General features: G+C 41.6%; 22 protein-coding genes and 2 pseudogenes. 12 read left to right on the top strand and 12 right to left on the bottom strand.

Going from position 1 to position 26,465, the window contains the following annotated elements:
• Window positions 1–14 precede the first annotated feature (14 nt).
• From ACXJY6_RS00420 to ACXJY6_RS00410, 3 genes are all read right to left on the bottom strand, one after another.
• Window positions 15–1,952, bottom strand: coding sequence for a hypothetical protein (locus tag ACXJY6_RS00420; protein WP_458766752.1), 1,938 nt, complete (start codon window positions 1,950–1,952; stop codon window positions 15–17).
• Window positions 1,953–2,174: 222 nt separating this feature from the next.
• Complete coding sequence (locus ACXJY6_RS00415) at window positions 2,175–2,525, bottom strand: putative quinol monooxygenase (RefSeq protein WP_456051141.1); 351 nt, start codon at window positions 2,523–2,525, stop codon at window positions 2,175–2,177.
• A gap of 66 nt (window positions 2,526–2,591) precedes the next feature.
• The gene (locus ACXJY6_RS00410) at window positions 2,592–3,557 is read right to left on the bottom strand and encodes a LysR substrate-binding domain-containing protein (protein WP_456051140.1); all 966 of its coding nucleotides are present in this window, start codon (window positions 3,555–3,557) and stop codon (window positions 2,592–2,594) included.
• A gap of 725 nt (window positions 3,558–4,282) precedes the next feature.
• Here ACXJY6_RS00410 and ACXJY6_RS00405 point away from each other — a divergent pair.
• The 8 genes from ACXJY6_RS00405 to dctP all read left to right on the top strand — a co-directional run bounded on the left by ACXJY6_RS00405 (window position 4,283) and on the right by dctP (window position 13,336).
• Window positions 4,283–6,229, top strand: coding sequence for a methyl-accepting chemotaxis protein (locus ACXJY6_RS00405; protein WP_458766750.1), 1,947 nt, complete (start codon window positions 4,283–4,285; stop codon window positions 6,227–6,229).
• Window positions 6,230–6,408: 179 nt separating this feature from the next.
• The gene (locus ACXJY6_RS00400) at window positions 6,409–6,879 is read left to right on the top strand and encodes a hypothetical protein (protein ID WP_458766749.1); all 471 of its coding nucleotides are present in this window, start codon (window positions 6,409–6,411) and stop codon (window positions 6,877–6,879) included.
• A 36-nt stretch (window positions 6,880–6,915) separates the two neighbouring features.
• Entirely contained in the window at window positions 6,916–7,839 is a 924-nt protein-coding gene (locus tag ACXJY6_RS00395) for a tripartite tricarboxylate transporter substrate binding protein (RefSeq protein WP_458766747.1), read from the top strand.
• Window positions 7,840–8,071: 232 nt separating this feature from the next.
• A complete protein-coding gene (locus ACXJY6_RS00390) occupies window positions 8,072–8,524 on the top strand; it encodes a tripartite tricarboxylate transporter TctB family protein (RefSeq protein WP_456051136.1) in 453 nt (150 codons plus the stop codon).
• Between the two features lie 9 nt (window positions 8,525–8,533).
• Window positions 8,534–10,024, top strand: coding sequence for a tripartite tricarboxylate transporter permease (locus ACXJY6_RS00385; RefSeq protein WP_456051135.1), 1,491 nt, complete (start codon window positions 8,534–8,536; stop codon window positions 10,022–10,024).
• A 342-nt stretch (window positions 10,025–10,366) separates the two neighbouring features.
• On the top strand, window positions 10,367–10,876 hold the full coding sequence (locus ACXJY6_RS00380) for a TRAP transporter small permease subunit (protein WP_456051134.1): 510 nt from the start codon (window positions 10,367–10,369) through the stop codon (window positions 10,874–10,876).
• Window positions 10,873–12,195, top strand: a complete 1,323-nt coding sequence (locus tag ACXJY6_RS00375) for a TRAP transporter large permease (protein ID WP_456051133.1) — start codon at window positions 10,873–10,875, stop codon at window positions 12,193–12,195. The genes ACXJY6_RS00380 and ACXJY6_RS00375 overlap by 4 nt, the downstream gene beginning before the upstream one ends.
• A gap of 100 nt (window positions 12,196–12,295) precedes the next feature.
• Window positions 12,296–13,336 carry a TRAP transporter substrate-binding protein DctP gene (gene dctP / locus ACXJY6_RS00370; RefSeq protein ID WP_456051132.1) on the top strand — a complete coding sequence of 347 codons (1,041 nt, stop codon included), beginning with the start codon at window positions 12,296–12,298 and terminating at the stop codon, window positions 13,334–13,336.
• A gap of 96 nt (window positions 13,337–13,432) precedes the next feature.
• Here the strand turns inward: dctP and ACXJY6_RS00365 are convergent, their stop codons facing one another.
• The gene (locus ACXJY6_RS00365; RefSeq protein ID WP_458766744.1) at window positions 13,433–14,191 is read right to left on the bottom strand and encodes an SDR family NAD(P)-dependent oxidoreductase; all 759 of its coding nucleotides are present in this window, start codon (window positions 14,189–14,191) and stop codon (window positions 13,433–13,435) included.
• A 135-nt stretch (window positions 14,192–14,326) separates the two neighbouring features.
• Window positions 14,327–14,740 (bottom strand): DUF2061 domain-containing protein, encoded by a 414-nt coding sequence (locus tag ACXJY6_RS00360; protein ID WP_456051130.1) that lies wholly within the window; start codon window positions 14,738–14,740, stop codon window positions 14,327–14,329.
• 247 nt (window positions 14,741–14,987) lie between these two features.
• Here ACXJY6_RS00360 and ACXJY6_RS00355 point away from each other — a divergent pair, with 247 nt between their 5' ends.
• From ACXJY6_RS00355 to ACXJY6_RS00345, 3 genes are all read left to right on the top strand, one after another.
• Complete coding sequence (locus ACXJY6_RS00355; protein ID WP_458766742.1) at window positions 14,988–15,851, top strand: phospholipase A; 864 nt, start codon at window positions 14,988–14,990, stop codon at window positions 15,849–15,851.
• A 232-nt stretch (window positions 15,852–16,083) separates the two neighbouring features.
• Window positions 16,084–16,728: a DsbA family oxidoreductase gene (locus ACXJY6_RS00350; RefSeq protein WP_456051128.1), complete on the top strand. Its 645-nt coding sequence runs from the start codon at window positions 16,084–16,086 to the stop codon at window positions 16,726–16,728.
• Between the two features lie 384 nt (window positions 16,729–17,112).
• Window positions 17,113–18,204 (top strand): acyltransferase family protein, encoded by a 1,092-nt coding sequence (locus ACXJY6_RS00345; RefSeq protein ID WP_458766740.1) that lies wholly within the window; start codon window positions 17,113–17,115, stop codon window positions 18,202–18,204.
• Window positions 18,205–18,277: 73 nt separating this feature from the next.
• Here the strand turns inward: ACXJY6_RS00345 and ACXJY6_RS00340 are convergent, their stop codons facing one another.
• Window positions 18,278–19,537: an adenylosuccinate synthase gene (locus ACXJY6_RS00340; protein ID WP_456051126.1), complete on the bottom strand. Its 1,260-nt coding sequence runs from the start codon at window positions 19,535–19,537 to the stop codon at window positions 18,278–18,280.
• Between the two features lie 134 nt (window positions 19,538–19,671).
• On the opposite strand from ACXJY6_RS00340, the gene ACXJY6_RS00335 reads away from it, so the two are divergent.
• A complete protein-coding gene (locus ACXJY6_RS00335; RefSeq protein ID WP_458766738.1) occupies window positions 19,672–20,544 on the top strand; it encodes a LysR family transcriptional regulator in 873 nt (290 codons plus the stop codon).
• Between the two features lie 111 nt (window positions 20,545–20,655).
• Here the strand turns inward: ACXJY6_RS00335 and ACXJY6_RS00330 are convergent, their stop codons facing one another.
• The 6 genes and pseudogenes from ACXJY6_RS00330 to ACXJY6_RS00305 form a co-directional block, all read right to left on the bottom strand.
• On the bottom strand, window positions 20,656–22,629 hold the full coding sequence (locus ACXJY6_RS00330; protein WP_456051124.1) for a methyl-accepting chemotaxis protein: 1,974 nt from the start codon (window positions 22,627–22,629) through the stop codon (window positions 20,656–20,658).
• Between the two features lie 418 nt (window positions 22,630–23,047).
• Complete coding sequence (locus ACXJY6_RS00325) at window positions 23,048–23,374, bottom strand: AzlD domain-containing protein (RefSeq protein WP_456051123.1); 327 nt, start codon at window positions 23,372–23,374, stop codon at window positions 23,048–23,050.
• On the bottom strand, window positions 23,371–24,111 hold the full coding sequence (locus tag ACXJY6_RS00320) for an AzlC family ABC transporter permease (protein ID WP_458766735.1): 741 nt from the start codon (window positions 24,109–24,111) through the stop codon (window positions 23,371–23,373). Before ACXJY6_RS00320 ends, ACXJY6_RS00325 begins: the two co-directional genes overlap by 4 nt.
• An 84-nt stretch (window positions 24,112–24,195) precedes the next feature.
• Window positions 24,196–24,513, bottom strand: a pseudogene (locus ACXJY6_RS00315) (helix-turn-helix transcriptional regulator); the annotation flags it as partial.
• Between the two features lie 62 nt (window positions 24,514–24,575).
• Window positions 24,576–25,029 (bottom strand): annotated as a pseudogene (locus ACXJY6_RS00310) (AraC family ligand binding domain-containing protein); the annotation flags it as partial.
• Window positions 25,030–25,165: 136 nt separating this feature from the next.
• Entirely contained in the window at window positions 25,166–26,278 is a 1,113-nt protein-coding gene (locus tag ACXJY6_RS00305; RefSeq protein WP_458766733.1) for an ABC transporter substrate-binding protein, read from the bottom strand.
• Between the last annotated feature and the right edge of the window lie 187 nt (window positions 26,279–26,465).

Genomic DNA, 26,465 nt, shown 5'->3' with positions numbered 1-26,465 from the left:
TAAGACAAACAACATCAGTAGATATACACCGCGCCAGAGTTAGTAGCATTGCTAGTATCGTCAATTTCGGAGCCATCGGAAATGACCCCACTGAAATCGCCATCATCGCGATAAGAACCAACAACCAAAGTATTACCATCGCCACTCAGTGCCAGACTGTGGCCATAATGATCGTCGTGAGTAGTGGTAGACCCCTTAACATAGGCAATTTGCTCCCAATTACCCGACGATTTACTATACATTGTTACTGCACCGACGGCTTGTTGAGTATCGGTATCATTAACCTCTGAGCCATCGGTTATCACTCCAGTTGCCATGTTTTCGTCACGATACGCCGCTACTGCTAATGTACTACCATCGGAACTCAGTGCGACTCGGTGACCAAAAAAGTCGTCCTTTCCAGAATTCGAAGCCTTAACATAGGCAGTTTGTAACCAACCCTCATCCTCATAACCAAACAAGTACACAGCTCCAACTTGGGTTTCGGTACCAATATCATTAATTTCTGAACCATCAGTTATCACACCTTTTGCGGTATTATTTTCATTACGAGCCCCCACCGCAAGTGTCTTACCATCTGAACTTAATGCCAAGTGACGACCAAAGTGATCATACAAATCTCTGTTACCAGCCTCAACATAGGCATTTGTGTTAGAAGCCTTAACATAAGCAGTTTGTGTCCAATTATTATTGGTATTACTAAAACTAAACACATACACAGCCCCAGAGCTTGTCGCATCACTATTGTCGGTGAATTCAGTCCCATTAATAACTCCCTTTAAATTATTATCTTCTTGAATCGCACCCACCGCTAACGTACTACCATCTTCGCTCAGAGCCACACTACGGCCAAACCAATCTCCATTCGCAGAGTTAGAGGACTTAATATAAGCAGTTTGTGACCAACTACTATCAGAGTAACGGAACAAATATACAGCACCAACATTGTTCTTTGTAGTTGTATCTCCAATGTCTGAATCACCATAAATAATGGTCGACGAGAGATTATCCTCTCCATGCGCCCCAACGGCTAACGCTGTACCATCTGCGCTTAATGCTAAATGCCTGCCAAAGTAGTCTTCTAAACCAGCATTCGAAGCCTTAAGATGGGCAATTTGCTCCCAACCTCCACTCTCATGGCTGAATAAGTACACCGCTCCAGAGTCATCTTCTGTCGTATCTTCAAGGTGTGCACCCACAGCAAGCGTACTTCCATCGTGATTTAAGGACACACTATACCCAAAGTAATCTCCTGTGCTGGCATTGGATGCTTTTAAGTAAGCGGTTTGCTCCCAATGATCGCCATCATAGCTAAATAGGTATACAGCACCTGAGTCTTCTACTGTATCTACCTCATCTGTTTCGGAGCCGTCGGTAATCACACCGGTGGCAGAGTTGTCTTCAGAATATGCGCCCACCGCTAGAGTCTTACCATCTCCACTCAGTGCCACACTATAACCAAAGAAATCTTGTGATCCTGTATTAGAAGCTTTCACATACCCAATCATCTGAGTAACAGTATCTGCCGCTAATGCGTTCTCATTCGAAATCTCGATCTCAATTCCATTGGTGGCTAGGATGAAATATTCCGCAGAGGCGGCCTCGATTAAACTGTCGACGTTAATCGTTGCTGTTAAAGCATCATTCACAAGCTTCAGATCATTACAATCATAATAGGAAGCCGTGGTATCTTTTTGACACACAAAATACGCCACACCAGAATCATCCGATGCCGATGTCCACGTCAATGTCATCTGCTTAACATCGGTCGTTCCGGCTCTAATATTGGTAAGATTGAAGGCAGAAAGCCCTGCTGTATCTGAGTTGTCAGAAAGGCTATCTTCTAGATCTGCAATACTGGACAAAGTATCTTCTAATTCAGAATACTCATTGCATCCACATAGAAAAACAGACACTAACAACGTCGGTATGAAATTCTTAACTAACCGCATAGTGTACAAAAACCCTATATTCATAAAAACTAATGTATTTGGTATAAATATAGGATAGTTCGAGAAAAATGCAGGAATTTAGTGATAATCAACACAGCAAAGAACATATGTTGAATAGAGATAGGTTTAATAAAAATGAGGTCCAAGAAAATCAGCTAAGTTAATGCCATATGAAATTAACACTAACTTGCTGTTTTTTGTTATAAAATTTCAATATTACTGTTATTGGTACACTGGCACATCATAATCTTGTGCTTCATCACTGTATGCTGTGACTATCACATCAGCAACCAAACCCGTTTCGGCCTCGACCTGAGTTTGGAAAAATTGCTTAATCTGTTTGCGTCGACCATGTGCAGCCCATGCCTCTGCATCACGCCAAATTTCATTAAATACGATCGAATACTCACTTCTCGTCGCACTAGGGTGATCGATTTGACGTGTAACACAATATTGTATGCATCCCTCTTCGCGATAAGAGTCTGGTTCTAGCGCTTTCAATACTTCAAACAGCTCTGCCTCTTTTCCCGTCTTAGGTTTAAATTGCGCTAATACATACACTCGGCTTGTCATAATATCTCCTAATCATATTTATTGAAGTGCGCTAATTTGCTTTACTAATATAAGCGCATTCCACTATCAATTTCGTTGCCCAACAATCTCTATAACACTATCGTCTTCGTCTGGTAAATTGAGTAAATTTATACCTTCCACATCTTTTTGTTGAAAGATATGAACCTCTGAATTTAGCCAATCCGCAAACGCACGTATTTTCTCTCGATGAAATGACCCTTTTGGTGCGCACAAATAGTAACTGTATTTCGACTTCACCGCTCGATTACCAATACGCACTAATTTACTCTCGTGAAGATAGCGATAGGTTAAGCTATGTTTCACCAATGCTACACCTTGTGCAGCTAAGGCGCCTTCCATAACAAATTGTGAACCATCATACTTTAACGAAGCTTGAGCACTGCACATTTGCATCTTTTCAAACCACAACCCCCACGTCATATCGGGCCAAACATCTTCGATTAAGTCTGCTTTACTCAAATCGCTAATATCATATAGTGAGAGTTCTTCCTGATAACTGGGGTGACATACAGGGTATAAAATTTCATCCATCAACCAGATTGTTTCTAAATGAGGGTAATTTCCATCACCATAACGAATGCACACATCGATTGAACCATCTTGAAAATCCACCATGTCATAGCCAGGATCTACAAGCATCGACAGTGAAGGGTGGAGTTTACGAAATGCTTTGATTCTGGGGATTAACCAATGCTGAGCAAAGGTAGGGTGAGTAGAAATGGCTAAACGGTTGGGTTGTGGGTCTTGATGGAGCTTTCTTAGTCCATCTTTTAGCTCAGTAAATCCTCTTTGCGCTGAATGATAAAGAATCACACCTTCGGGTGTTAAGGTCACTTTCCGGTGCTGACGAACGAAAAGTTCACATTGCAACGACTCTTCAAGTTGACGTATCTGTTGGCTAATCGCAGCAGAGGTGACAAACAATTGTTCCGCCGCAGCTTTAAAACTGCCTTTTTCAGCAGCAACATAAAAATAGTACATCCCAAGGAGTGGCGGTATTCGTTCTTTCACTTAAGTCATCCTTAATCAACAGCAGAGCTTTCGCACCCCAAAACCAGTTGAATCGTCTAAGTATTGGGTATATGAACATAGAGAGCAAGTGAATAAAACAGAAAAACTAACACTTTCAATAATTAACATTAAAAAGGCGATATGTTCACCGAGAGAGAACAATAAGAGCCCCCCTTCTCGATACTCACACACTATGACAAGATCTCTCAATTGGTTTCACACCTTAAAGTGTATCCAACAACACCTTCCATTGCGTTAAGGTGACATCGCTCTCAATTATTGGAGCACTGGAATGACTATTTGTATGACTTACTCCACAAAACAACCAATTACATGATGTCGAGACGTAAAATCAGGATTGCCATAGATGACTAAAAGTCGGCCTAAGTAATCTGAAATTCAATCCAGACGAATCTCTTTTTACAATAAAAAATGTGCATCAAAATCTAAGTTATCCCGTTGATTATTAGATATAAAACTCGAGTGACATCAAGTTATAAAATGTACGAATACAAGCTTGTCTGATAGGTTTGCTTATTCATATCAATAGGCACTTTTCGCCTAACGATACCTCTCTTTTTCTTAGCTTTCTCATTTGCATGACAAATTGAATTACCACCTATACTCATTCTAACTATTGTTAAACATCAGCTCTTACCAAAAGGTACACGAGGTTATTTATGAATTTGTCGGTTGTTATGAGAACTCTACTCGGGTTCATCCTAATGTTTTGTTTAATTATTACGATTACGTTTATTAGTCAGCTCAATATTCGAAATCTAGAAACACAAATGCATACAACGGTCGGCCAACTCTCGCCCATGGCAGAGCGCGTAAACCAACAATCAGGTTTACTGCTAAACGCCGTTCGTTTAGTCGGACTCCACAGCGCAGAAACTGATGGCACACAGCTCGAACACCTTAAGCAAAATACAAAACAGTCGATCGAGGCGTACAAAACACTAAGCCAAGAACTCACGGAACAAAGCCGAGAATATCCGAAAATCTCAAACCTTCTATCTGAAATAGCCCCGAAAGCTGAACAACTATTCTCACTTGCAAACCAGCAGTTCATAACCCGAGAGCAATGGTTAGTCGTCGATCAAACACTTCAAGATCAAAGTAGTTCATTCTCCTTAGATTGGAGCTACTTCGCCGATGACGGTGAAGCTGTTGTTGGAATGGTGTCGAGTGATTTAGCTTGGCTTGCGAAAGGACTGATCAAAGATGGCGTTATATTAGGAAGAGCCGTCGACCAAGCTTTGTATGCACCTTCAAGCGAAGAACAATTGAGCCACTTAGAATCAATACGCGCACATTATGAGTTGTTACTTAGCAAAAGAGAGCAATTGGATGCCGCTGAACCAGGGAGTGTGGAATTCTTAGACAGCTACTATGAAATTATCGAAGAAGCATTCTCGGCGGAAGGGTTGTTTAACACGATGTCTTCAAGTGGCCAACTGGTTTCTGACCAACAAAACCAACTCACTGATCTAAACGCTACATTGAGTGAGGCACTTGAATTACTCAGCCAAGCCAGCTCGGAAGTATCGGTAGAGCTAGAGCAAGCAGAGGCACTCAGCGTCAAAACAGTAGAGGACAGCATGCTGCAAATGTTAGTCGTGGTCGTTCTTTCTATTGCCGTCGCACTTGCAATTACCTGGAGTGTGACCAGAAGTATCCGAGGACCATTAAAACGTACACTACAGCAAATGCAAAGATTAGTTAGTGGCGATTTCACCCATCAAATTGATGTGCATTCACAAGATGAATTTGGACAAATTGCCAACCAACTTAATACGCTTACCGACCAGCTAAAACAAGTCATCGGTGACATGGTAGGCAGTGCGAAACAACTCGGAGATGCCTCTGACCATGGCCTTGAAGCTAGCGAACAAACCCGTACATTAATTCGAGAACAAAAAAGTCAAACCGAAATCGTTGCTGGCGCAGTAGAAGAAATGGAACAAGGCGTACAAGAAGTCTCATTAGAAGCCAATACTGCACGTGATGAAATCGTTACCGTCAGTGACCTAGCCGAAATTGGACGCAAGTCGGTACAACTGACTCAACAAACCACCATCGAATTGCAACACACTATGACAGATGCCGTCGCTAAAGTTGATCAACTTAAGCAACAATCCGATGCTATCGGTTCAATCCTAGATGTTATTCAGGGCATCGCTGAGCAAACTAACTTACTGGCATTAAACGCCGCTATCGAAGCTGCTCGGGCTGGTGAACAAGGACGAGGTTTCGCAGTCGTCGCTGACGAAGTCAGAAGCTTGGCAGGACGCACTCAAAATGCAACCGTTGAGATTTATGAAATGATTGAAGCTCTCCAGAGTGTCACAGAGTCTACCTCTTCGCTAATGCGCAAAGGCGATAGCATGGTCAACGACTGTCTATCCCATGCTGATGAAAACCAAAACAAATTGGTTGAGATTACAGATTTGCTAGAGAACATTCGTGAACGCAGTCAACATATTGCCTCCACTGCTCAAGATAAGCTCGCGGTAGCTGGGCAAGTTGCTCACAGTGTGCATAAAATCGTTGAACTAGGAGATGCAACATTCCAGGAAGCGGAAAAAAATGAAACTGTCAGCAGAGAACTAAAAGGACAATCAGAGCAACAATTAGATCAAGTGTCCATTTTTAAAATCGCTAATTAGATAGATTTTGTACGTTCACTCATAGCAATAAAGTTCATAAAAATGAGAGAGATGCAATTACGTTTTTGTCATATTAAATGATAATAGTGTGATGAAAGCCATGTAATGGCCAAAATATACATGACGTACAACTTAAAAAGACTAATCTTATTTACATTAAAATTAGCTGAGAGATTTTCATGGATTTACAAAAAATAGCAGCGGATGCAGTAGAACTTGTCACCCCTTCCATTGAAGCGCTTTTTGAAAAGACATGTCGAAAAGAGTTGCATATCGTGGTTGTTGATCCTCGTATAAAACCATGGGAATCAACCTTTGAAGACGCCATTTTATATGAAAAAACATTAGGCAACCCCGAAGAGTGGCAAGTTCCATTTGACGAACTTGCTCGCCAAAAAGCCGCTCAAGCATGGCGTAATAACTCTGCCAATATCTCTCTTCACACACAACACCCTAGCTCACTTCGCTCGGGCGACGTTCTGTATTACGGTTCGTTCGTTTATGGCGATATCGTTGTGGGTTGTAGTGGTGTTGAACCCTGGTTCGATATGCTAGCCGCAAGTTGGGTAGCATTAGCAATAGAACAACTGTGTATCAGTGACTACCAAGAAACAAAACGTACCGACCCTACCAAGCGACTGCTCGATTAGGTAATTAAAACATAATAAGCAAGATGGAGAAGTAGAATGAAAAAGTTGTTGAAAACCGTATTGATGACTGGACTACTATGTAGCTCAGCAGCAATGGCAGCAGACTACCCTGCCAAAAATATTAAGTTAATTGTTCCTTTTGGTGCTGGTGGTGGTACGGATGCTGTAGGTCGTACAATTGCAAACAGTACAAAAGATATTTTAGGTAAATCAATCACTGTTGTTAACCGTACTGGCGGCGCAGGTGCTGTAGGTATGAGCTTTGGTGCGCAACAAAAGCCTGATGGTTACACGCTTACTGTTGTGACTCGTGAAATCGCTTCTCTACCTCAAATGGGCTTAATGCGTCACACTGCTGACGACTTCAAATTAATCCGTATGGTTAACTTGGATCCAGCGGTTGTTCTTGTAAACAAAGACAGCGAATACAACACAATCAACGACCTAATCGCAGCGGCTAAAGCAGCACCAGGTTCTGTGAAATTTGCTTCAACAGCAAAACCAAACTTCTACTTAATGGCGCTTGAAAAAGATCAGAACATTACAATGAATGCGATCCCATACAATGGCGCATCTGAAGCAATCCCTGCCGTACTTGGTAAGCACACCGACGTGACTATGGTTACTCCAGGTGAAGCAATTTCTCAGCTTCGTTCTGGTCAGTTAAAAGCGTTAGGTGTTATGTCTAAAGAGCGTATTGCGTTCCTACCTGATGTCCCTACTCTTAAAGAGCAAGGCGTAGACGTTTCTACTGGTACATGGCGTGGACTGGGTGCACCTAAAGATACTCCAGATGAAGTTATCGAAATCTTAGGTAACGCATTCGATCAAGCAATGGCATCTGATGACTTCAAAGTGTTCATGGAAAAAGGCGCGATGACTATCCATAACATGGATGCAGCTGAGTTTACTCAATTTGTAAAAGATGACAGTGCGGCACTTGGTAGCTTAATCAAGTAATCAAACATCGTTGTCAATGAAATAGAATTCGGCATTAGAGCTCTTAGGCTAATGCCGTCTTTTGATTTTAACGGCTAGATTTAGTTAATTCTTTTGTATATCAAACTGTTAGAAAAATATCGACCAAACCGTCATTCGCTGAATAATGGATGCCACGACTTACGGTTTTACACGCAAATTTATTACTTAATTATGGCTCGTCTTGTGTAGCCATCAAACATGCAGGTGCGTGATGTTTAATCGAAATACTATCTTACCCATGACCGTCATTGTTATCAGTGTCGTTCTGTTGTTTTTAATCAACGACTTTGATTTACCACTGTATCGTGATGCCAGTGTCGGGGCTCAATTCTTCCCGACCATGATTGCGATCATACAAATTATTCTTTGTATTGTATTGATTGCTAAAGATCGCATGAACAAAGAGCCAGCTGAAGAGACTTCCTCCAAGCCAATATTCTCGAAACTTGCTCTCTATGGGATCATATTTTTGCTGAGCTATGCCCTGATTATGCAAGTTTTTGGGTATTTAATTGCGAGTCTAGTTTGCTTTACGGCTTACCTTTTATTCTTAAAAGTTAAAAAGGTTAGCTACTACGTAACAGCGTGGGTTTTCGTATTTTCTGTTTACTACATATTCGGAGAAGTGTTTTTCATCATGCTTCCCGAAGGCACAATGTTTTAGGGAGCTGTTATGTTTGAGTACCTGTTACATGGTTTATCGGTGGCGTTCAGCCCATCCATTTTCCCGCTGCTCCTGTTCGGAGTATTGGGCGGTATTATTTTAGGCGCCCTACCCGGGCTGACTGCAACAATGGGAGTAGCACTTCTGCTCCCATTCACCTTTGGAATGGAACCGACAGCAGCATTAGTGATGCTCATTGGTGTTTATATCGGCGGTATTTATGGCGGTTCTATTGCAGCGATATTGCTAAAAACTCCGGGCACTCCCGCTTCAGCGGCAACCGTGCTCGATGGTCATAGCATGGCCATTAAAGGTGAAGCTGCTCGTGCATTAAGTATCGCAGCTGTTTCGTCATTTATCGGTGGGTTGATTAGTACGGTTATCCTTATCGCGATTGCGCCTCTTCTAGCAGATTTTGCTTTGCGCTTTAACGCTCCTGAATACTTTGCGTTGGCCATATTTGGATTAACCATCATTGCGAGTATCTCCTCAAAAAGTATCCTAAAAGGCTTACTTGCAGGTTGTATTGGCTTGCTAGTTGCGACGGTTGGACTTGATCCGATCAGCAGTGTACCGAGATTTACTTTTGGCGTGCTCGATCTTTATAGTGGAATCAACGTTATCCCAGTATTGATTGGTTTATTTGCATTGTCTGAGGCACTTGGTCAAATCGAAAAACTGTTTGATAAACAAGACGACTTAAATAAAGATTTCAGCTACAAATTACTGAGTAAAAAAGACGTAAAAACACTCTTACCAACTGCGGTAAAAAGTGGCCTAATCGGAACATCAATTGGTTCAGTACCTGGCGCAGGCGCGGATATTTCTGCATTCGTTTGTTATAACGAAGCCAAACGGGTTGCAAAAGATCCTGATGAATTCGGCAAAGGCTCTGTTCATGGCCTAGCGGCAGCCGAAGCGGGCAACAATGGTGTAACGGGTGGTTCTCTCGTTCCATTGCTTACATTAGGCGTTCCGGGTGATGCTGTTGCGGCTGTATTGTTAGGCGCACTTATCGTACAGGGTTTAACTCCAGGGCCATTACTATTTAGCCAAAACCCAGAAGTGGTTTACGGTGTATTTAGCTCGATGTTGGTCGCCAATATTGTAATGTTATTGGTTGGTCTGTTCGGTATTCGCTTCTTCTGTCGCATTATCGAAGTGCCAAAAATCCTAATGATTCCAATGATCATTTTCTTGTCTGTCATTGGCGCTTACGCCATTAATAACTCAATGTTCGACATTGGTATTGCGTTAACATTTGGTGTGTTGGGCTATATCTTTACCAAATTAGATATTCCCCTTTCTCCAATACTGTTGGCCATTATCCTCGGGCCTATGGCAGAAACTAACTTGCGGAAATCGCTACTGATGTTTGAAGGTAGCTGGTCTTTCTTATATGAACGGCCAATCGCGGCGGTCTTTATTTTAATGGCTGTCTTCTCGGTCTATTCAACAATGAAGTTGAAAAAGTCGAAAATTGCCAAGCTCCCCGATTAGTACTATATACCTGTAATCAAAGCACTCATTTATTGGGTGCTTTTTTTTGTTTGCCCTCTATCTGCTCCAAGCGATGCATCACAATAGTGATTAGCGCACCATTTTGTTTCCACTTTCTTCTAGTCCTTCCAGGGTTGCTCTCTATTCCTCCAGCTTCATGCGCTAATAGCGTGCATTAATCCACGTAACCAATTGTTATTTAAAAAGTTAATTCATTTGCCGTTTATCGATAGGGGATTGGAATGAATATCGCAATTAGCCACCTTAGTGACGAATTTATTTTTAAGCAAAAAAAGACATCTCATCATTTTTTGCTTTTGTTTTCTGCGAAAAGGAAATCTCATGCCCGGTTTTATTGTTGCCTACGTGAAGTACGTCGATAAGTTTAATCGACTCATAGGCCGCTTTATGATGTACGGAATCTTCCTGATTGTGGGCGTTCTAATGTGGTCCTCGATATCCAAAACCTTTTTCATGCCCTCTCTTTGGACCTTAGAATCTGCACAATTCATGATGGTCGCCTATTACATTCTTGGCGGTGCTTATGCTATCCAGTTAAAAGCGAATGTCCGTATGGATCTTTTCTATGGCGAATGGTCAGTGAAGACGCGAGCATGGATGGATGCCTTCATGGTTTTTTTCCTCATTTTTTATCTGTGCGTTCTGCTCTACGGCGGTTTAGAAAGTATGCTCTATTCACTCGAATATGGTCAGAGAAGCCGCTCTGCTTGGCGACCTTATTTGTGGCCGATCAAAGCCATAATGTGTTTTGGGTTTGTCATGATGATCCTTCAATCCATTTCACAACTGTTTAAAGATATTGCAACTATTCGCGGAGTAGAAATCAAATGAGTTATGGCACGATCGCAATAATGATGTTTTCGTTGATGATGTTGCTGATGGCAACGGGACAACGAGTATTTGCCGCCATCGGTGCTGTTGCAGCTATCGCAGCCATGATGTTATGGGGAACCGGTGGTGCAGAAATCCCCTTTACTGCCGCAATTAAATTAATGAACTGGTATCCAATGCTTACGCTGCCGATGTTCATTTTCATGGGTTACGTTCTTTCCGAATCCAAAATAGCAGATGACCTATATAAAATGTTCCATGTTTGGATGGGGCCAATGCCAGGTGGTCTTGCCATCGGTACTATCGGATTAATGGTATTGGTATCAGCGATGAATGGATTATCCGTTGCTGGAATGGCAATCGGAGCTACGATTGCGTTACCTGAACTCCTGAAACGAAACTATGACAAAAAGATGGTAACTGGAGTCATTCAAGCGGGATCTTCGCTCGGTATTCTAGTGCCTCCTTCGGTTGTGCTTGTGTTATACGCAATGATCGCACGTCAACCAGTAGGGCAACTTTGGTTAGCCGGAATCGTCCCTGGGTTAATTATGGCGGTACTATTTATCGTATACATTGCGGTTCGTTGTCACTTGAACCCCAAACTAGGGCCAGCACTTTCAGAAGAAGAACGCAATGTTTCAAAAGCGGAGAAATTTCGTCTTTTAGGCGCTGGCGCACTTCCATTGGGTATCTTTGCTGTGATGATGGTTCCTTTTGTTAGCGGTTGGACGAGCTTAGTTGAGAGTTCAGCAATTGGCGCAATGGCCGCCTTTCTAGCCGCAATACTCAAAGGCCGAATGACCAAACATGTCTTTGAAAACTCGGTAAGAAATACACTCGCCATCTCTTGTATGTTCATGTGGATTATCTTGGCGGCTCTTGGCTTTGGCGCTGTATTTGATGGCCTTGGTGCAGTTAAAGCCATCGAAAGTGTGTTTACCGAGCAATTGGGCTTGAGCCCTTGGACTATTCTGATTTTAATGCAACTTTCGTTTATCGTTCTCGGCACGTTCCTCGACGATACAGCCATGTTGGTGATTGTTGCGCCACTGTACGTTCCATTGGTGCACGCCCTCGGCTTTGACCTCATTTGGTACGGTGTGCTTTATACCATGACCTGCCAAATTGCTTACATGACACCACCATTTGGCTACAACCTATTTTTAATGCGCGCGATGGCTCCACCAGAAATATCGTTACGTGATATTTACGGATCAGTTGGACCGTTTGTCGGAATAATGATCTTTTCATTAATTCTGATCATGATTTTTCCAGACCTAGCATTATGGCTACCTGAATACGTATACGGGAAGTAGTCATTTGGCTTCTTTCCCCTTTTTATCGACCCTTTTCTACAGAAATAAGAGCGACAAGGCAGACATTGTTCTGCCCTAACTATCCACCGGAGGGATAACAATGAATTCAAGACGTAAGTTTTTAACCGGCGCAGCCGCACTGACTGCAGGTACCGTACTCGCACCTGCTAAAACCTTTGCAGCAAGCCCAAAGATTACATGGCGCATGCAAACTTATGCAGGTCCAGCACTCGCAGAGCACGTCATTAAGCCCGCGATCGAAGCATTTAACCGTATTGCGGGTGAAGAGATGCAAATCGAGCTCTATTTTGCCGATCAATTGGTTCCAACTGGAGAGCTATTTCGAGCGATGCAAAAAGGTATCATTGATGCCGTTCAGTCAGATGATGACTCAATGGCATCACCGACGGAAGTCACAACATTCGGTGGGTATTTCCCATTCGGTTGTCGCTATTCTTTAGATGTTCCTGTGCTGTTCAATCAATACGGTTTAGGCGAAATCTGGGCAGACGAGTACGCAAAAGTGGGCGTAAAACACATTTCTGCTGGCGCATGGGATCCATGCCACTTTGCAACCAAAGAACCTATCAATAGCCTAGAAGATCTCAAAGGGTTGAAGATATTCACTTTCCCAACAGCAGGTCGTTTCTTAACGAAGTTTGGTGTTGTTCCTGTGTCTATTCCATGGGAAGACGTTGAAGTTGCGATTCAAACAGGCGAAATCGACGGTATTGCATGGTCTGGTATTACCGAAGACTACACCGTAGGTTGGTCTAAAGTAACCAACTACTTCCTAACCAATAACATTTCTGGTGCTTGGGTCGGTTCATTCTTCGCCAATATGGATCGTTATAACGAACTGCCAGAACACCTAAAAGAGCTACTTGGTCTATGTCTAGACACCTCACACTACTATCGTCAATGGTGGTACTGGGGCGGCGAAGCGAAACTACGTGTTGAAGGCGAAGACATGAAGCTGACTACTATTCCAGATGAAGAGTGGGCGACTGTAGAAGCAGAGGCTGAAGCGTTCTGGGATGAAATCGCGAAAGAATCGCCGGTGAAAGCCAAAGTGGTAGAGATATTTAAGAAATACAATGCCGATATGGTGAAAGCGGGTCGACCTTACCGCTATAGCTAACACGACTTTGTGATTGAACTTCACACCCAGTAAGTCGATATAATTAGACCAACCAAAGAGGGCTCATCGCCCTCTTTTACTTTTTGTGTTATTCGGTTAATCACGCTCAATAGAAAACGGCGACCACGCTTGGCAAGTTGGCATCACTTCAACCCGATTAATACAGATATGATCCGGTAACGTGGCAATGTGGAACATCTGCTCCGCAATATCCTCGGCGCTCAATGCTTGGGCACCACGATACAGGTCATCAGAGGCTTGTTGATCACCTTTGGTGCGAACTAACGTAAATTCAGTCTCAGCGATTCCCGGTGCTAAGTCGGTCACTCGCACTCCTGTTCCAACTAAATCGCAGCGTAAGTTGTAACTGAATTGCTTAACAAACGCCTTGCTAGCACCATAGACATGGCTGCCCGGATAAGGCCATTCTCCCGCAATCGAACCTGTATTAATGATTGTCGCACCGGCACCGGTTTCAATCAGCGTTGGCAGAAGCGCGTGCGTAACATTGACCAAACCTTTAATATTGGTATCAATCATGGTGTGCCAATCGGCCAGGTCCACCTCTGGTGCAGGGTGAGGAGCTAAAGCGAGGCCTGCGTTATTCAATAGAACCTTTACCGCTTTAAACTTTGCTGGAAGCTGTTCTATCACTTGTTTTACGGCGTCTGCATCACAGACATCTAATTGAGCATAATGAACCGGTACTTGAGAAGACAGTTCTTTCGCCAATTCGACCAACCGAGCCTCTCTTCGGCCCGTAATGACCAACGACCAGCCATCTTGTGCAAACCGTTTGGCCGCGGCTTTTCCAAACCCAGACGTCGCGCCAGTAATAAATACAACCTTAGACATAAAAACTCCCTCTTCTATAACACTCGTTCATCGACATAGTATTCACTTGTTTGTCTTTCGACCATACTCGGGAATTTCTATTTGAACAAGCCTCAAGTAGAGAGAGCCGTTATATTACTTATCATCTAACATCGATTACGCATGTACCAAAGTTTGGATTTTTGAACTTATTGACGATGCACGTTTTCTAGCGTTGTCTTTTAACCAAGCTTTCTCATGGAAAAAGTAAGCAACCGAGTTAATTGCAGGTTCAATCGTTGCCATCATACCGCCAATGAATGCATCTCCAGTAATCACGTAAGTGACCAAAAATGCGACGCTAAAGTGGATAATTGCAAAACTCGCGGTTTTAATTTTGGTATCTGCTCTACGTTGTTTTAAAGCTGGAACACGTGACCATACTTTTTCGTGGAAATAAAATGCAACCGTATTAATTGAAGGCTCAATCATAGCGATCATGCTACCGATCAAAATATCGCCAGTGAGTACAAAAGCAACCGCGGTCGCGATACTGAAGTGTATTACTGCAAATGTGATTGTCTTGATCATAATATTGTCCTCTGAGTCATTTCATTCTATGGATATATTATTGCGAATGATTCTCAATTAATAAAATAGAATTACTCTATTAGTTCAATAGACAAAGACGTTCACACTCCTATCAGATGGGGCACTCTCGAATTAGGTTGTTACTTTAAAAAGCGAATGTTCGGGTTTCTTTCATAATTACGGGCAGTTACACTGTGCATTACGGTGAAACTCTAAGAAACCAATCATTAATCAAGGCAATATCATTATGCGTTTACTCTGTTTGTCTCTCGGTGCTCTACTCATTAGCACTAACGTGGTTGCTGAAACGTCACTTATTGACCAGCGCATAAAAGAAGAAAAGAAGATTCAGGAAACTCGATTCTCAATTATTCCGCACAAGCCAAACTACATATTGCCGATCACGTATAGCGATCACCTTCAAGACAGTAAGGTTTATCAAGATATCTATCTCAATGATGAATCATTACAGCCCCTTGAGATCACCTTCCAAATTAGTTTCAAGATTCCATTGCTCACTGGAGTTATCGACTCACCATATTCACTATTTTTCGGTTATACCCAGAACTCCTATTGGCAGGCGTACAACACAGATAATTCATCCCCTTTTCGTGAGACAAACTATGAACCCGAATTATTTGGTACTTGGGCTCCCGATATGGAATTGCCGAATGATTGGAAATTCAAAGTGGCGACACTCAACCTTACTCACCAATCCAATGGTAGAACGGAGCCGCTATCACGCAGTTGGAACCGTATAGAAAGTAGCTTTGCCTTTGAAAAGGACAACCTTGCCGTTATCGTCAATCCATGGATTCGCATTAAAGAAGATTCTGACGATGATGATAACGCCGATTTATTGGACTTTTATGGTCACGGCAAAGTGAGCCTAATTTATAAACACGACGACAATACGTTTACTTTCACAAGCCGTAATAACCTAGAAAGTGGCTTCAGCAAAGGCTCGACTGAATTGAACTGGAGCTTTCCCGTCGGCGGTGGGATTCGTGGCTATCTCCAAGTCTTTTCTGGTTACGGCAACAGCCTGATTGAATACAATGAATATACCAATGTCGTTGGCGTAGGGATTTCGCTCACAGACTGGTTGTGATTCTCTTTCCTAAGATGGTTAAAGCACAGATAAATCATAACGCAACCTTAGACATCTCAGAACACAGGTTGCGTTATCGCAATTAACACCAATTCTTTAAACTCTCCGCTTCCATACTCCCTCAAATTCGCATCTACTCTCATTTCAGTGTACGATACCATCATGAACGATCGTTCAAAGTAATTTTTCCAGACTCATCATCTGGCGTATTAACGTATAGCAGGGTAAATCTATGAAGAAGAAAATCAAACTTGATATCGTATCGGACGTTGTCTGCCCATGGTGTATTGTTGGCTATAATAATTTGCGTGCAGCTATCACTGAACTGGGGCTCGAAGACCAAATTGACGTTGAATGGCAACCCTTTGAGCTCAACCCTGATATGCCAGCGGAAGGGGAACACCTACGAGCCCATGTGGCGAGAAAATACGGGGCATCACCCGAAGACAGTGCTCGAGCAAGAGAAAACATTGCCGCGAAAGGTGCAAAACAGGGATTTCAATTTAACTATTTTGATGACATGAAAATGGTGAATACCTTTGAGGCGCATATTCTTTTAGAATTTGCCAAAGAAACGGGAAAACAGACTGAACTAAAACTTCGCTTATTCTCTGCTTTTTTCTCAGAACAGAAAGATGTCTCTGATCGAACGGTACTCCTCGAAGCTCTCAATATGGTTGGGCTTGATGGCGAAGAAGGCATCAAACGCCTTGACGATAAACACTACCAAGATGAAGTGCGCAAAACGCAGAAAGAATGGATAAATGCAGGTATTTCGAGCGTGCCGACAGTCATTTTCAATCGTGAAAGTGCGGTTTCAGGTGCTCACCCTGTGAGCAGTTTTAAGCAGATTTTGTCTGAACTTTCTGCAGGCTAACCACTTTTTAAATGACTGATTTATTAAATAAAAAGACCGTAAGTATACCTTAAATATTTACGGTTTTGTTTCTGATTTTTAATAAAATAAATCATTAATTACCATATTAAAAATAAACACAATCTTGTATTAAATATGACAAATAGAGTTTTATTTAATTTGTTAACGTTAATTTAAGATATTTAACCACATCATGTGAATTTATTGTCAAACATCCACCTAAGTTATCGACATCACAATTATTTCATGTAAATTCCCGAAATGAAGTTTGTTTTATAATGAATTTATTTTTACCTGGATTCTAATAAACAATACAGTTTTTAATAACATTAAATAGTTACAATATAGATATCTAATATAATTGTACCAATGTTCGGTGTAACAATGAGTGATAGAGTTCAGCATATTGATGTAGCTAAAGGTATTTCAATTTCTCTGGTAGCCTTTTTCCATACTGGATTAGGGCACATTTTCCCTGCTATAACCGAACCTGTATCTATATTTCGAATGCCGCTATTTTTCTTTTTATCAGGCGTTTTCTTTTCGTTTAACTCGAAACCAAGAGACTTTATAATTAAAAAGTCTGAATCATTATTGAAACCCTATTTTTTCGTTCTTTTTATTGTATTAATTTTTCATATATTAACAGGCAAGGAAAATATATTATCAAAACTTGTTAGCATATTATATGGCAATGGCTCTAGTGAACTCGGAATTTGGATTCCTTTATGGTTTTTAACGCATCTATTTGCTGTTTACTGCTTTTCATATCTAATATGTAAAACTGCTCAACACTTTAAGTTATCGTGGGCAACTCAATTTATATCTCTTATTTTCCTCTTATTTATTAGCCCTACATTTATCGATCTATTTTGGAATAAAGATATTGAAACATCACCCTATTCTTTTCTTTCTCTAGGTCTTCCTTTTTCTTCAGACTTGCTTCTTATATCATCTTCTTACTTTATTTTGGGTCATTTATTGAGAAAGCACATAATTAATTTCTCCCCAAGTAAGTATATAGTCATCGCTTCTATCGTATTGTTTCTCGCAATCGTCAATTTCACAGACGCTCATATAAACCTTCACGACAGATCATATCTCAATCCATTTTATGCAACCGCTGGGGCAATATTTGGTATATATATCGTGCTGACGATTTCCTGGCTCTTATCTAAAAGTGAGCGATTGAGTTTCACACCACTTTCCCTTGGAGCATCTAGCCTTTTTATTCTTATTTTTCATGTACCTATTAATGACACTGTTGCCACCTATTTAGCCAGTATCATAGAGAATGAAACGATCGTTATTACTGCGAGATTATTCTCTTATCTGCTGTGTATTTTTATTCCTCTAGGGATTAAATGGATAGTGGTGAGAAATAACATCCTCGCGTTAGGGTTTTATCCCATTAAATCAAATAAGTTAGTGCAAAAGCTGCGTTTCAATAATTGGCGTGTGACCAAATCAATGTAATGTCTTAATTTAATCAATCATAAAAAAACCTAGCACTTAGCTAGGTTTTATAATCTTTTTTACCAATAAAATATTATTTACGGATAATCATTTGCTCACGCTCTGGGCCTACCGAAACCATTACAATTGGCACGCCCATTAACTCTTCAATACGTGTCACGTAATCTTGCGCACCTTGTGGAAGGCTTTCAAACGTTCGGCAACCTGTGATGTCTTCATCCCAGCCTTTCATATTTTCATAGACAGGCTTAAGATCTGCCGTTTGTGGCCAAATAGGATTTTCACTGTGTTCACCATCATAGGCGACGCAAATTCTTAAATCTGTCATTCCTGTTAAACAGTCAATTTTGGTCAAAGCAATCTCGGTCGCTGCTTGCAGTTCAACACCATTTCGAGTCGCAACGGCATCAAAATACCCCATATCACGTGGGCGACCAGTCGTCGCGCCAAACTCATTCGAACTTTCGCGGAAGTTGTCTTGCTCTTCCATTGCAGTGACGAGTGTTCCCGTCCCTACCGATGAACTGAATGACTTAGCAACCGCAATAACGCGCTCTGGTCTCAATGCCGGCAAACCACTCCCAATACCGGCATACGCCGCGGTAACATTGGATGAGGTTGTCCATGGGTATTCGCCATACACAAGGTCACGGCCCGCACCCAATTGAGCTTCAAACAATAAGTTCGAATCGTTTGCTTGCAGTGCTTTTAGTGGCTCGGTGACATTGCAGATAAAGGGTCTCCAAGATTTGGTCACTTCTAACAGCCACGCCGTCAGTTCTGCCGCCGTCTCTGTGTAATCACAGCTTGGGTATAATGCTTTCAACTGAGGCATTTTCCAATCGAGCATAAATTGAATTCGCTGCTCGAGTACATCCGGCTGGTTCAACCAACCCACTAAAATGCCTTTCTTCATAACGCGATCGCCATAAGCAGGTGCAATACCTTGGCGAGTTGAACCGTACGCTGCATCACCCAGTCGTTGCTCTTCTAACGTGTCTTCAAGTGCGTGCAGTGGAAGACATAAAGTAGCACGATCTGAGATACATAAATTTACATCTACACCTGCGGTTTTTACTTCATTGATTTCTTGAGTCAATGCTGCAGGGCTGATTACCATGCCAGGGCCAAGAACCGCGATACAATTCGGATTAAAGATACCACTTGGCAACTGGTGTAATTTGAATGTACCAAAATCATTTACAACCGTATGACCGGCATTGTTTCCGCCTTGAAAACGAATACTGGCAGACGCATCTGATGCTAAAAAGTCAACGATACGGCCCTTACCTTCATCACCCCAATTGGCACCCACAACAACAATAGACGACATAATATTTCTCCGAATTGATTAAGAAATCATCTTAGTCCTGTCGAATAAATAAGAGAAATTAATTATAATAATTAACTTGATAAGCATCTCATATATCTAGAATATTGAGATCAATGCTCTAATGAGGGGAAATTATGCTTGATATCCATTGGCTTAAAACATTTGTCACGTTAGCAGAATATAAACATTTTGGTAAAGCGGCTGTGGCTCTGCACATGACTCAACCTAATGTGAGTTTACACCTGAAGCAGTTAGAACTGGCCACGAATGTCAAACTGATCGAGAGAAGCCCATTTCACCTCACCCAAGCCGGCGAACGGCTTTTAGAAAGCAGTGTAAAGACACTTCAGGAATTACAAGTTTGCCAAGCGGATCTGAATGCTCTTAATGATCTCGACAAAGGCATTATTACTATTGCGGCGAGCGACATCATTTCTCGTACTTTGCTTATTGAAGCTTTCAAACTATTTAAAGAGAAGTATCCAGGAATCGATATTGCACTGTTAAATACGACGTCATCACAAGCTTCTGAGTTGGTCAAAAAAGCAGAAGCAGACCTTGGGTTTGTCATCTCACAAAAACAAACCCAACCATTGCACTTCGTTGAGCTGCAGCAAATAAAGTGGGTTGCATTCGGCAATGGATTCGAACGAAACACAGAACAGGACACAGAGTTAACCCTTATATTATTGGGTCACGATACTCGTACCAGAGATCTTATTGATAGTGCGCTACCTACGCTCAACCTTTCAAATTATCGGGTAATGGAGGTGGGGAGTGTCGATGCACAAATTGATTGGGCAGAGGCTGGTTTTGGAATTGCCATTGTTCCAGAATTCGCTTTATCGACTCAACGTCATCTCACCTCTTCGGTCACGCCCTTACCAGATTTCCCAACAACGGAGCTAGGCTTCATCGTGCGGCAAAACCAAATTTTATCCAAAGCAACCAAGCAACTTCTTAATTGGGTTAATGATGGGATATCTTCACTTCAAAAGCGTGGATAGGAATAACATGAGGGAAGTCAGTTGAGTAATTCGTGGGATAGATAAAGGGACAATAATACGTTGTAACTGTCAGTATTGCTCTGACTTCGTATATTGCCCCTTTATGGTGTCTTATTTGAGTTTAAATTGCTCCGCAAGATCTTGTAATTTAGTAGCCAGAGTAGTTTGCTCTTTTGCAGTCACTAGAATCTGCTCTCCACTTACTACGGTAGCACTTACACTATCACCAATAGACTGCGCTCTTGACGCAATATCGGCAGTAACGACCACCTGCTCTTGAGATGCCGTTGCAATTTGTAATGCCATATCATCGATTGTTTCAATCGTGGCTACGATTTCGGTTAGTTTACCTTGTACTTCACCCGCTTTAGTTACACTCTCTGTTACATCTGACATAGCGTCATTAATTTGGGTATACGCGTTCGAGCTATCATGCTGGAGAGTAGAAACCATTTTTTCAATTTCTTGGGTAGAACTTTGAGTACGCTGAGCTAGTGAGCGAACTTCATCGGCCACAACTGCAAAACCACGACCTAAATCACCTGCTCGAGCAGCTTCAATCGCTGCATTTAGAGCCAGCAAGTTGGTTTGCTCTGCGATGCCTTGTATGACTTCAACAACTCTCGAAATATCACTGCTGCTTTGATGTAAGTTTGAAATCGTCTCAGATACAACTTCAATTTTCGTATTAACTGCTTTGATAGACGCTTCAGACCCTTCAACACTCCCAGCACTTCCTAACACTTGCTCTTTAGCCTGACTTGTTCTTTCTGAGGTATTTTGAATATGTTGAGCAACTTCTTCAACTGAGGCACGCATCTGCTCTATCGCAGTGACCACTTGCATCACATCCGAATGTTGAGCTTGAAGGTTCTGTGCATTTTGAGCAACCGTAACCGTCGATTCCTCAGCACCAGAAGCCAATTGAATACTTGAACTTCGTATTAAATCAATCGCTCCAGTCAGCACACCTAACATTTCATTTAAGTTGTTAGAAATATCACCGAGTTCATCATCAACCACAACAGAACAACGTCTAGTAAGATCTTTCTGCGACGCAAGTGTCATGGTTGTATTCAAACACATAAGTTGCGCGTTCATGTCGCGTAATAACTTATAGCCGATAATCGAGGTCATCGAAACCAACACAATCGTCAGGATAAGAAAGAACCAGAAATCTCTCGTATCACTCGCCAGCTCATCTTCCGAACGTAGAATTAGATCAGCGGTAAGAATGTCCTCTTCTTTCTTTAGCAAATCAATTCGTTTGGTTGAAGCTGCAAACCATGCACTCGCATCTTGGTTCATTTCTCCTGCAAAAGCGCTAGCTCGATATTTTTCCACTTCTTTAAAAATATCTGACGACTCCATCTTTTCGAATCCAGCAGAAATTTCTTGGTCTGAATACGCTTTAAATGTCGTAAAGTACGTATTTTGTTCGCTGACTAAAGTAACAAACTTACGATACATTCCATCAGAAAATGCCCCCACACTAAATACATTCGACAAGACTGCCCGTTCAATACCTGAACGCTCCTTACCTTGTAAAAATTCATAGTATGCGGCAAGCTTCCGCGTCATTTCGACAATTTCAGAGAGTTTTTCTGCCTCGACCGCAATGCTAAGCAGGTACTGATTAAGCTTGGAGTAGTATTCTATAGCGGTTCCTGCGGATGTATCAAAGCTAGTAATACCTGAACGCATAGCACTCAACTCAGACAACATAGTCGTTGCCTTTTCCATCGTCGACCAAACCTTGGGGCTTCCTTTAAGAAAATCCCCCTGCTCAGACAGGAACGCTGTTAAATCCGCGAGTTTACTATCTGTTTTTAACCTATGAGCTGGTAACTGATCGGCGAATTTAGTCCCGTTTGACCCCAAATAGCCCGCAGACATTCCTCGTTCTTTCTGAAGTTCATGTACTAATCGACTGTTGTATGCTGCAAGCTCTATATACACATGAACTCGATCCGCCGCATTTTTTAAGTTATAGGAAGAGTAAATTTTACTGCACGAGAAATACAGCATCGTCAGGAGTAGAGGCACAAAGACAAGCACCAGCTTTTGTTTGATTGAAAGTTGCATAATACCTAGCCATTTTAATGTTATAATTTTGTTATAACATTAAAGCTAGCACAATAAATGCTATCTACCATCATTCTGTATAAAAATTAGTCTCTAATTTATAGGAATATAAATATGATTAATAATTTTTAAAATAATCAATGAGATATAACTTCAGTATTAACAATACTCGAGAATACCAATGACTACCATCAATAGTTATCATTGAAACAATATAACCAACCGCTCCAGGAAAAACAAATAACCCATTGATTATTATAAATTAATTTATTATTAATAATAACAATACACATACTAAGGAAATAGCCTGTAATTATTTATTTACACCAAACCTGAATAAGCATCACATTGATGAATATTAACTAGGTTGCAAATTTCTTAATACTATTGAATCGTGTTTTTAATATAGTTGTATTATTTAACTGAGTAAATTAAATACCGATAATTTAAGAAATAGAAACACGATCATACTTAAAACGATGGTTAATAATACATTCTTAGTTTTCCACATAATAAAAGCGGTTAGTAGAGCGCCAATTAAATAGGGGTTATTCAACGTGAGTCTAAGATCCCCATCTGGTAAGAATACAATCGGAGCCCATAACGCCGTTAAAACAACAGGCCCGGTATAACTTAATACTCGCTGAGCGTGATAGCTTAACTTTAATGGCACTTTTGGCTCAAGAAACAGATAGCGGCTTAGGAATACAATTGCTGTCATTGCCAAAATAGATAGCATATTCATTTTGAGCCTCCTTCTACAAATCGTCTAGCTTTCCACTGTTTCATCATCAATTCGCAAATATAACCACTTCCTATACCCATTAACGATGCAATCATTAATCCCCCTTCTAAGTGGTAATATGAGGAATAACTGGCTGCTACCATAGTAACCAAAACCGAAAACACTATAGGTAAAGATTTGATCTGAGGAATAATAATGGCAATGAAAGTCGCGGCGACCGCAAAGTCTAAGCCATACTCCCCCAAGGATGGAATGTGACTGCCAGCGACAATGCCGATAAAACTTGCGATATTCCAGACAATGTAGAAAGACCCACCAGCACCCAAGGCATACCACCGATTAAATTCACTTTCCGTCTGTCCACTGCAAACAGCAAACAATTCATCAGTTAGCAAAAAACCGAGCAATGCCCGCCAACGTCCCGATAATCCACTGATTTTTCTTCGCATCGACACACTGTATAGAAAATGCCGAGAGGTAATAAAAAACGTGGTCAATAGCATCGTGGCAAGTCCAACTTCTTCTTTGAACATTCCAGCCGCGACTAACTGTGCTGCACCTGCAAATAAGACTGCTGACATTGCTTGTGCTTCGAGCCCCGAAAGCCCTGCTTCAATGGCGTATGATCCTGCTAGAAATCCCCATGGGACAACCGCTACACTAAGAGGAAACATGGCTAATACACCCCGCCAAGCATGGGTTCGTCGACTTGTTAATTGGGTTTTACTCGGTTGCATCTATATCATTCTTCCAATCATTATCCGGTAATTTATAGCGCTTAATTTAACGATTAAGGTTCAGTACAAATTGTACGAAATTGCTTAGTTCATTTTTAGGTATTGCCCGGGAGTGTAGCCATTGGCGTTTTTAAAATGTCGATGGAAGTGACTTTGATCGTGAAAACCACACTCTTGTGCCGTATTTGAAATCGAGTGACCTTGCTTGAGCAGCTTTCTCGCTAAGCGAAGTCGCGATTGGATTTGATAGGCATGAGGAGGAAGACCAAACTCTTTTTGAAATGAGCGAATCAAATGGAATGGGCTTACAGCAGACATATTTGCCAGCTCTTCGAGCGAGACATCCACCTGAGGAAGGTCATCCAAAAACTCTTTAACTAACCGAACCTGTTGTTGGATCTTGGTCGTATTTAGGCTGGGTGGCTTAGCCTTAGCGTGCTTTCCCATCAACTTAATCATGGTGCTGTAGATTAACGACTCTCGAAGTAATCGATTATCCGAGTTTTGTAGCGTATTGAATACAAGCCGGAGTTGACTTGCTAGTTCAGGGTCCTCAACCACCGCTTTTGGAAAATAAGGGATACCATGGTTTGGTAAATATAACTCTTTCGATATGGTTTCAAGTTGTTGAGGAAGAGGATACATCGCTCGATAGGCCCAGCCACCTTCTGATGCAGAGTGCCCACTGTGGACTTCATCGGCATTGACCAGAATAATTGTATTTTTAGGGGCGACATGGTGTCCACCAGTGCGATAAAAACGTTGGGCTCCGGTTTCAATCAACCCAATGGTATAGCCTTCATGACTATGACGAGAGAAGTTTTGTTTGTCATATTGAGCATCTAAAATCTCCAAGCCGCCAAGCTCAGCTGCGATCTTATAGTCAGCACGCTCTTTGCTTTTTTTATGACTTACCATCGGTTTATCCACATACATCGCTAACGGTTGTTTCGAGTGTACCCTAATGCTTCCGATAACTTTTGTACAAAGTTGCTATTTGACCGCTTAAATTTACATTCTATTTTCCCAAACGACTTCCCAATCAGGTTAATGTCTAGTTTGGCTGTACAGTAGTCAATATATCCGCTTTGCCATTGTTGATTTTCATCATTAACATTGGTTTTATTGCATCACCATTTTTATCGAGAGTGATATTCCCAGAAATCCCCATAAAATTCTCAGTAGCCGCAATCTGGTCTCTTATCGCTTTTCGATCCAAAGAATTCGCACGGGTAATCGCCGCAAACAACATCATTGCCGCATCATAACCTTCTGCGACAAAATTCGAAAGTTGGTGAGCTTGACGATAACGCTCTACAAACGCCAACGATTCCAGTGTGTTGAGGTTTTTATCCCAGTGGGAAGCATAGTAACCTTCGTCCAAAGTATTGCCACCAAGGCTATAAAATGTATCGTGTGACCAAGTGTCTCCGCCGATAAATTTTGCGTTTATCCCCATTTCGCGCGCCTGTTTTACGATATAGCCACTCTCTTCATGTCCTGAAATAAACAAAACATCAGGCGCCAACGTTTTCACTTGCTTAAGCAACGGAACAAATTTGGTTTGGTCAGATTTATACTTTAAGACCAACGAGATAACACCACCAAGTGATTCATAGTGTCTCTCAAACACGTCAGATAAACCCACGCTGTAATCACTATGAACGTTCTGAAGAATGATCGCTCTATGCCCAGCAAAGTGCTCATAAGCAAAATTCGCGAGTACTCGTCCTAAATAAGGCTCCGACACACAGGCTCGAAATATATAGTCGCCGATTTTAGTTATTTTAGGGTTGGTTGAATCAGGTGTGATCATCGGGACTTTTTTACTTTGAAGATAAGGCGCAATAACCATAGAATGGTCACTCCAAGATGCACCAATCACAGCCAAAACACCATCTCTAACCGCTTGTTTTGCCGCAAGTAAACTTTGAATTGGTGTACTGTGGTTATCGTATTCAATCAGTCTAATTTTCTTGCCTAACACTCCGCCGAGGCTATTTATCTCATCAGTTGCAAACCTAACTGATTCAAACAGAACCTGATTATCCTCAGCAGCTTGACCCGTTTTGGCAAAAATTGCGCCAATTTTAATCTCATCACTCGCAGAAACAGGCCAAATAAATAACGTAATAATGAGCAAAATGACACGCAGGGATCGGTTCATAAACACTTCTATCAAACAGTAATTTGTTCATTTGACGCTAGCATATCAAACGTATTTATTCCATGTTCGCCATTAATTAACACACGCTATGCCCTTGGAAATACTATGTTTATGCTTTTTGACAAATGACCTAATAGTGCCTCCGACTGTTGTTTTTATGCTCAAGTGCTATACTGAATTTGTTTGG

The sequence above is a fragment of the Vibrio phycocola genome (assembly GCF_054404255.1).
The sequence above is the reverse complement of the archived record's forward strand: the minus strand, read 5'-3'. Positions and strand labels throughout refer to the sequence as shown.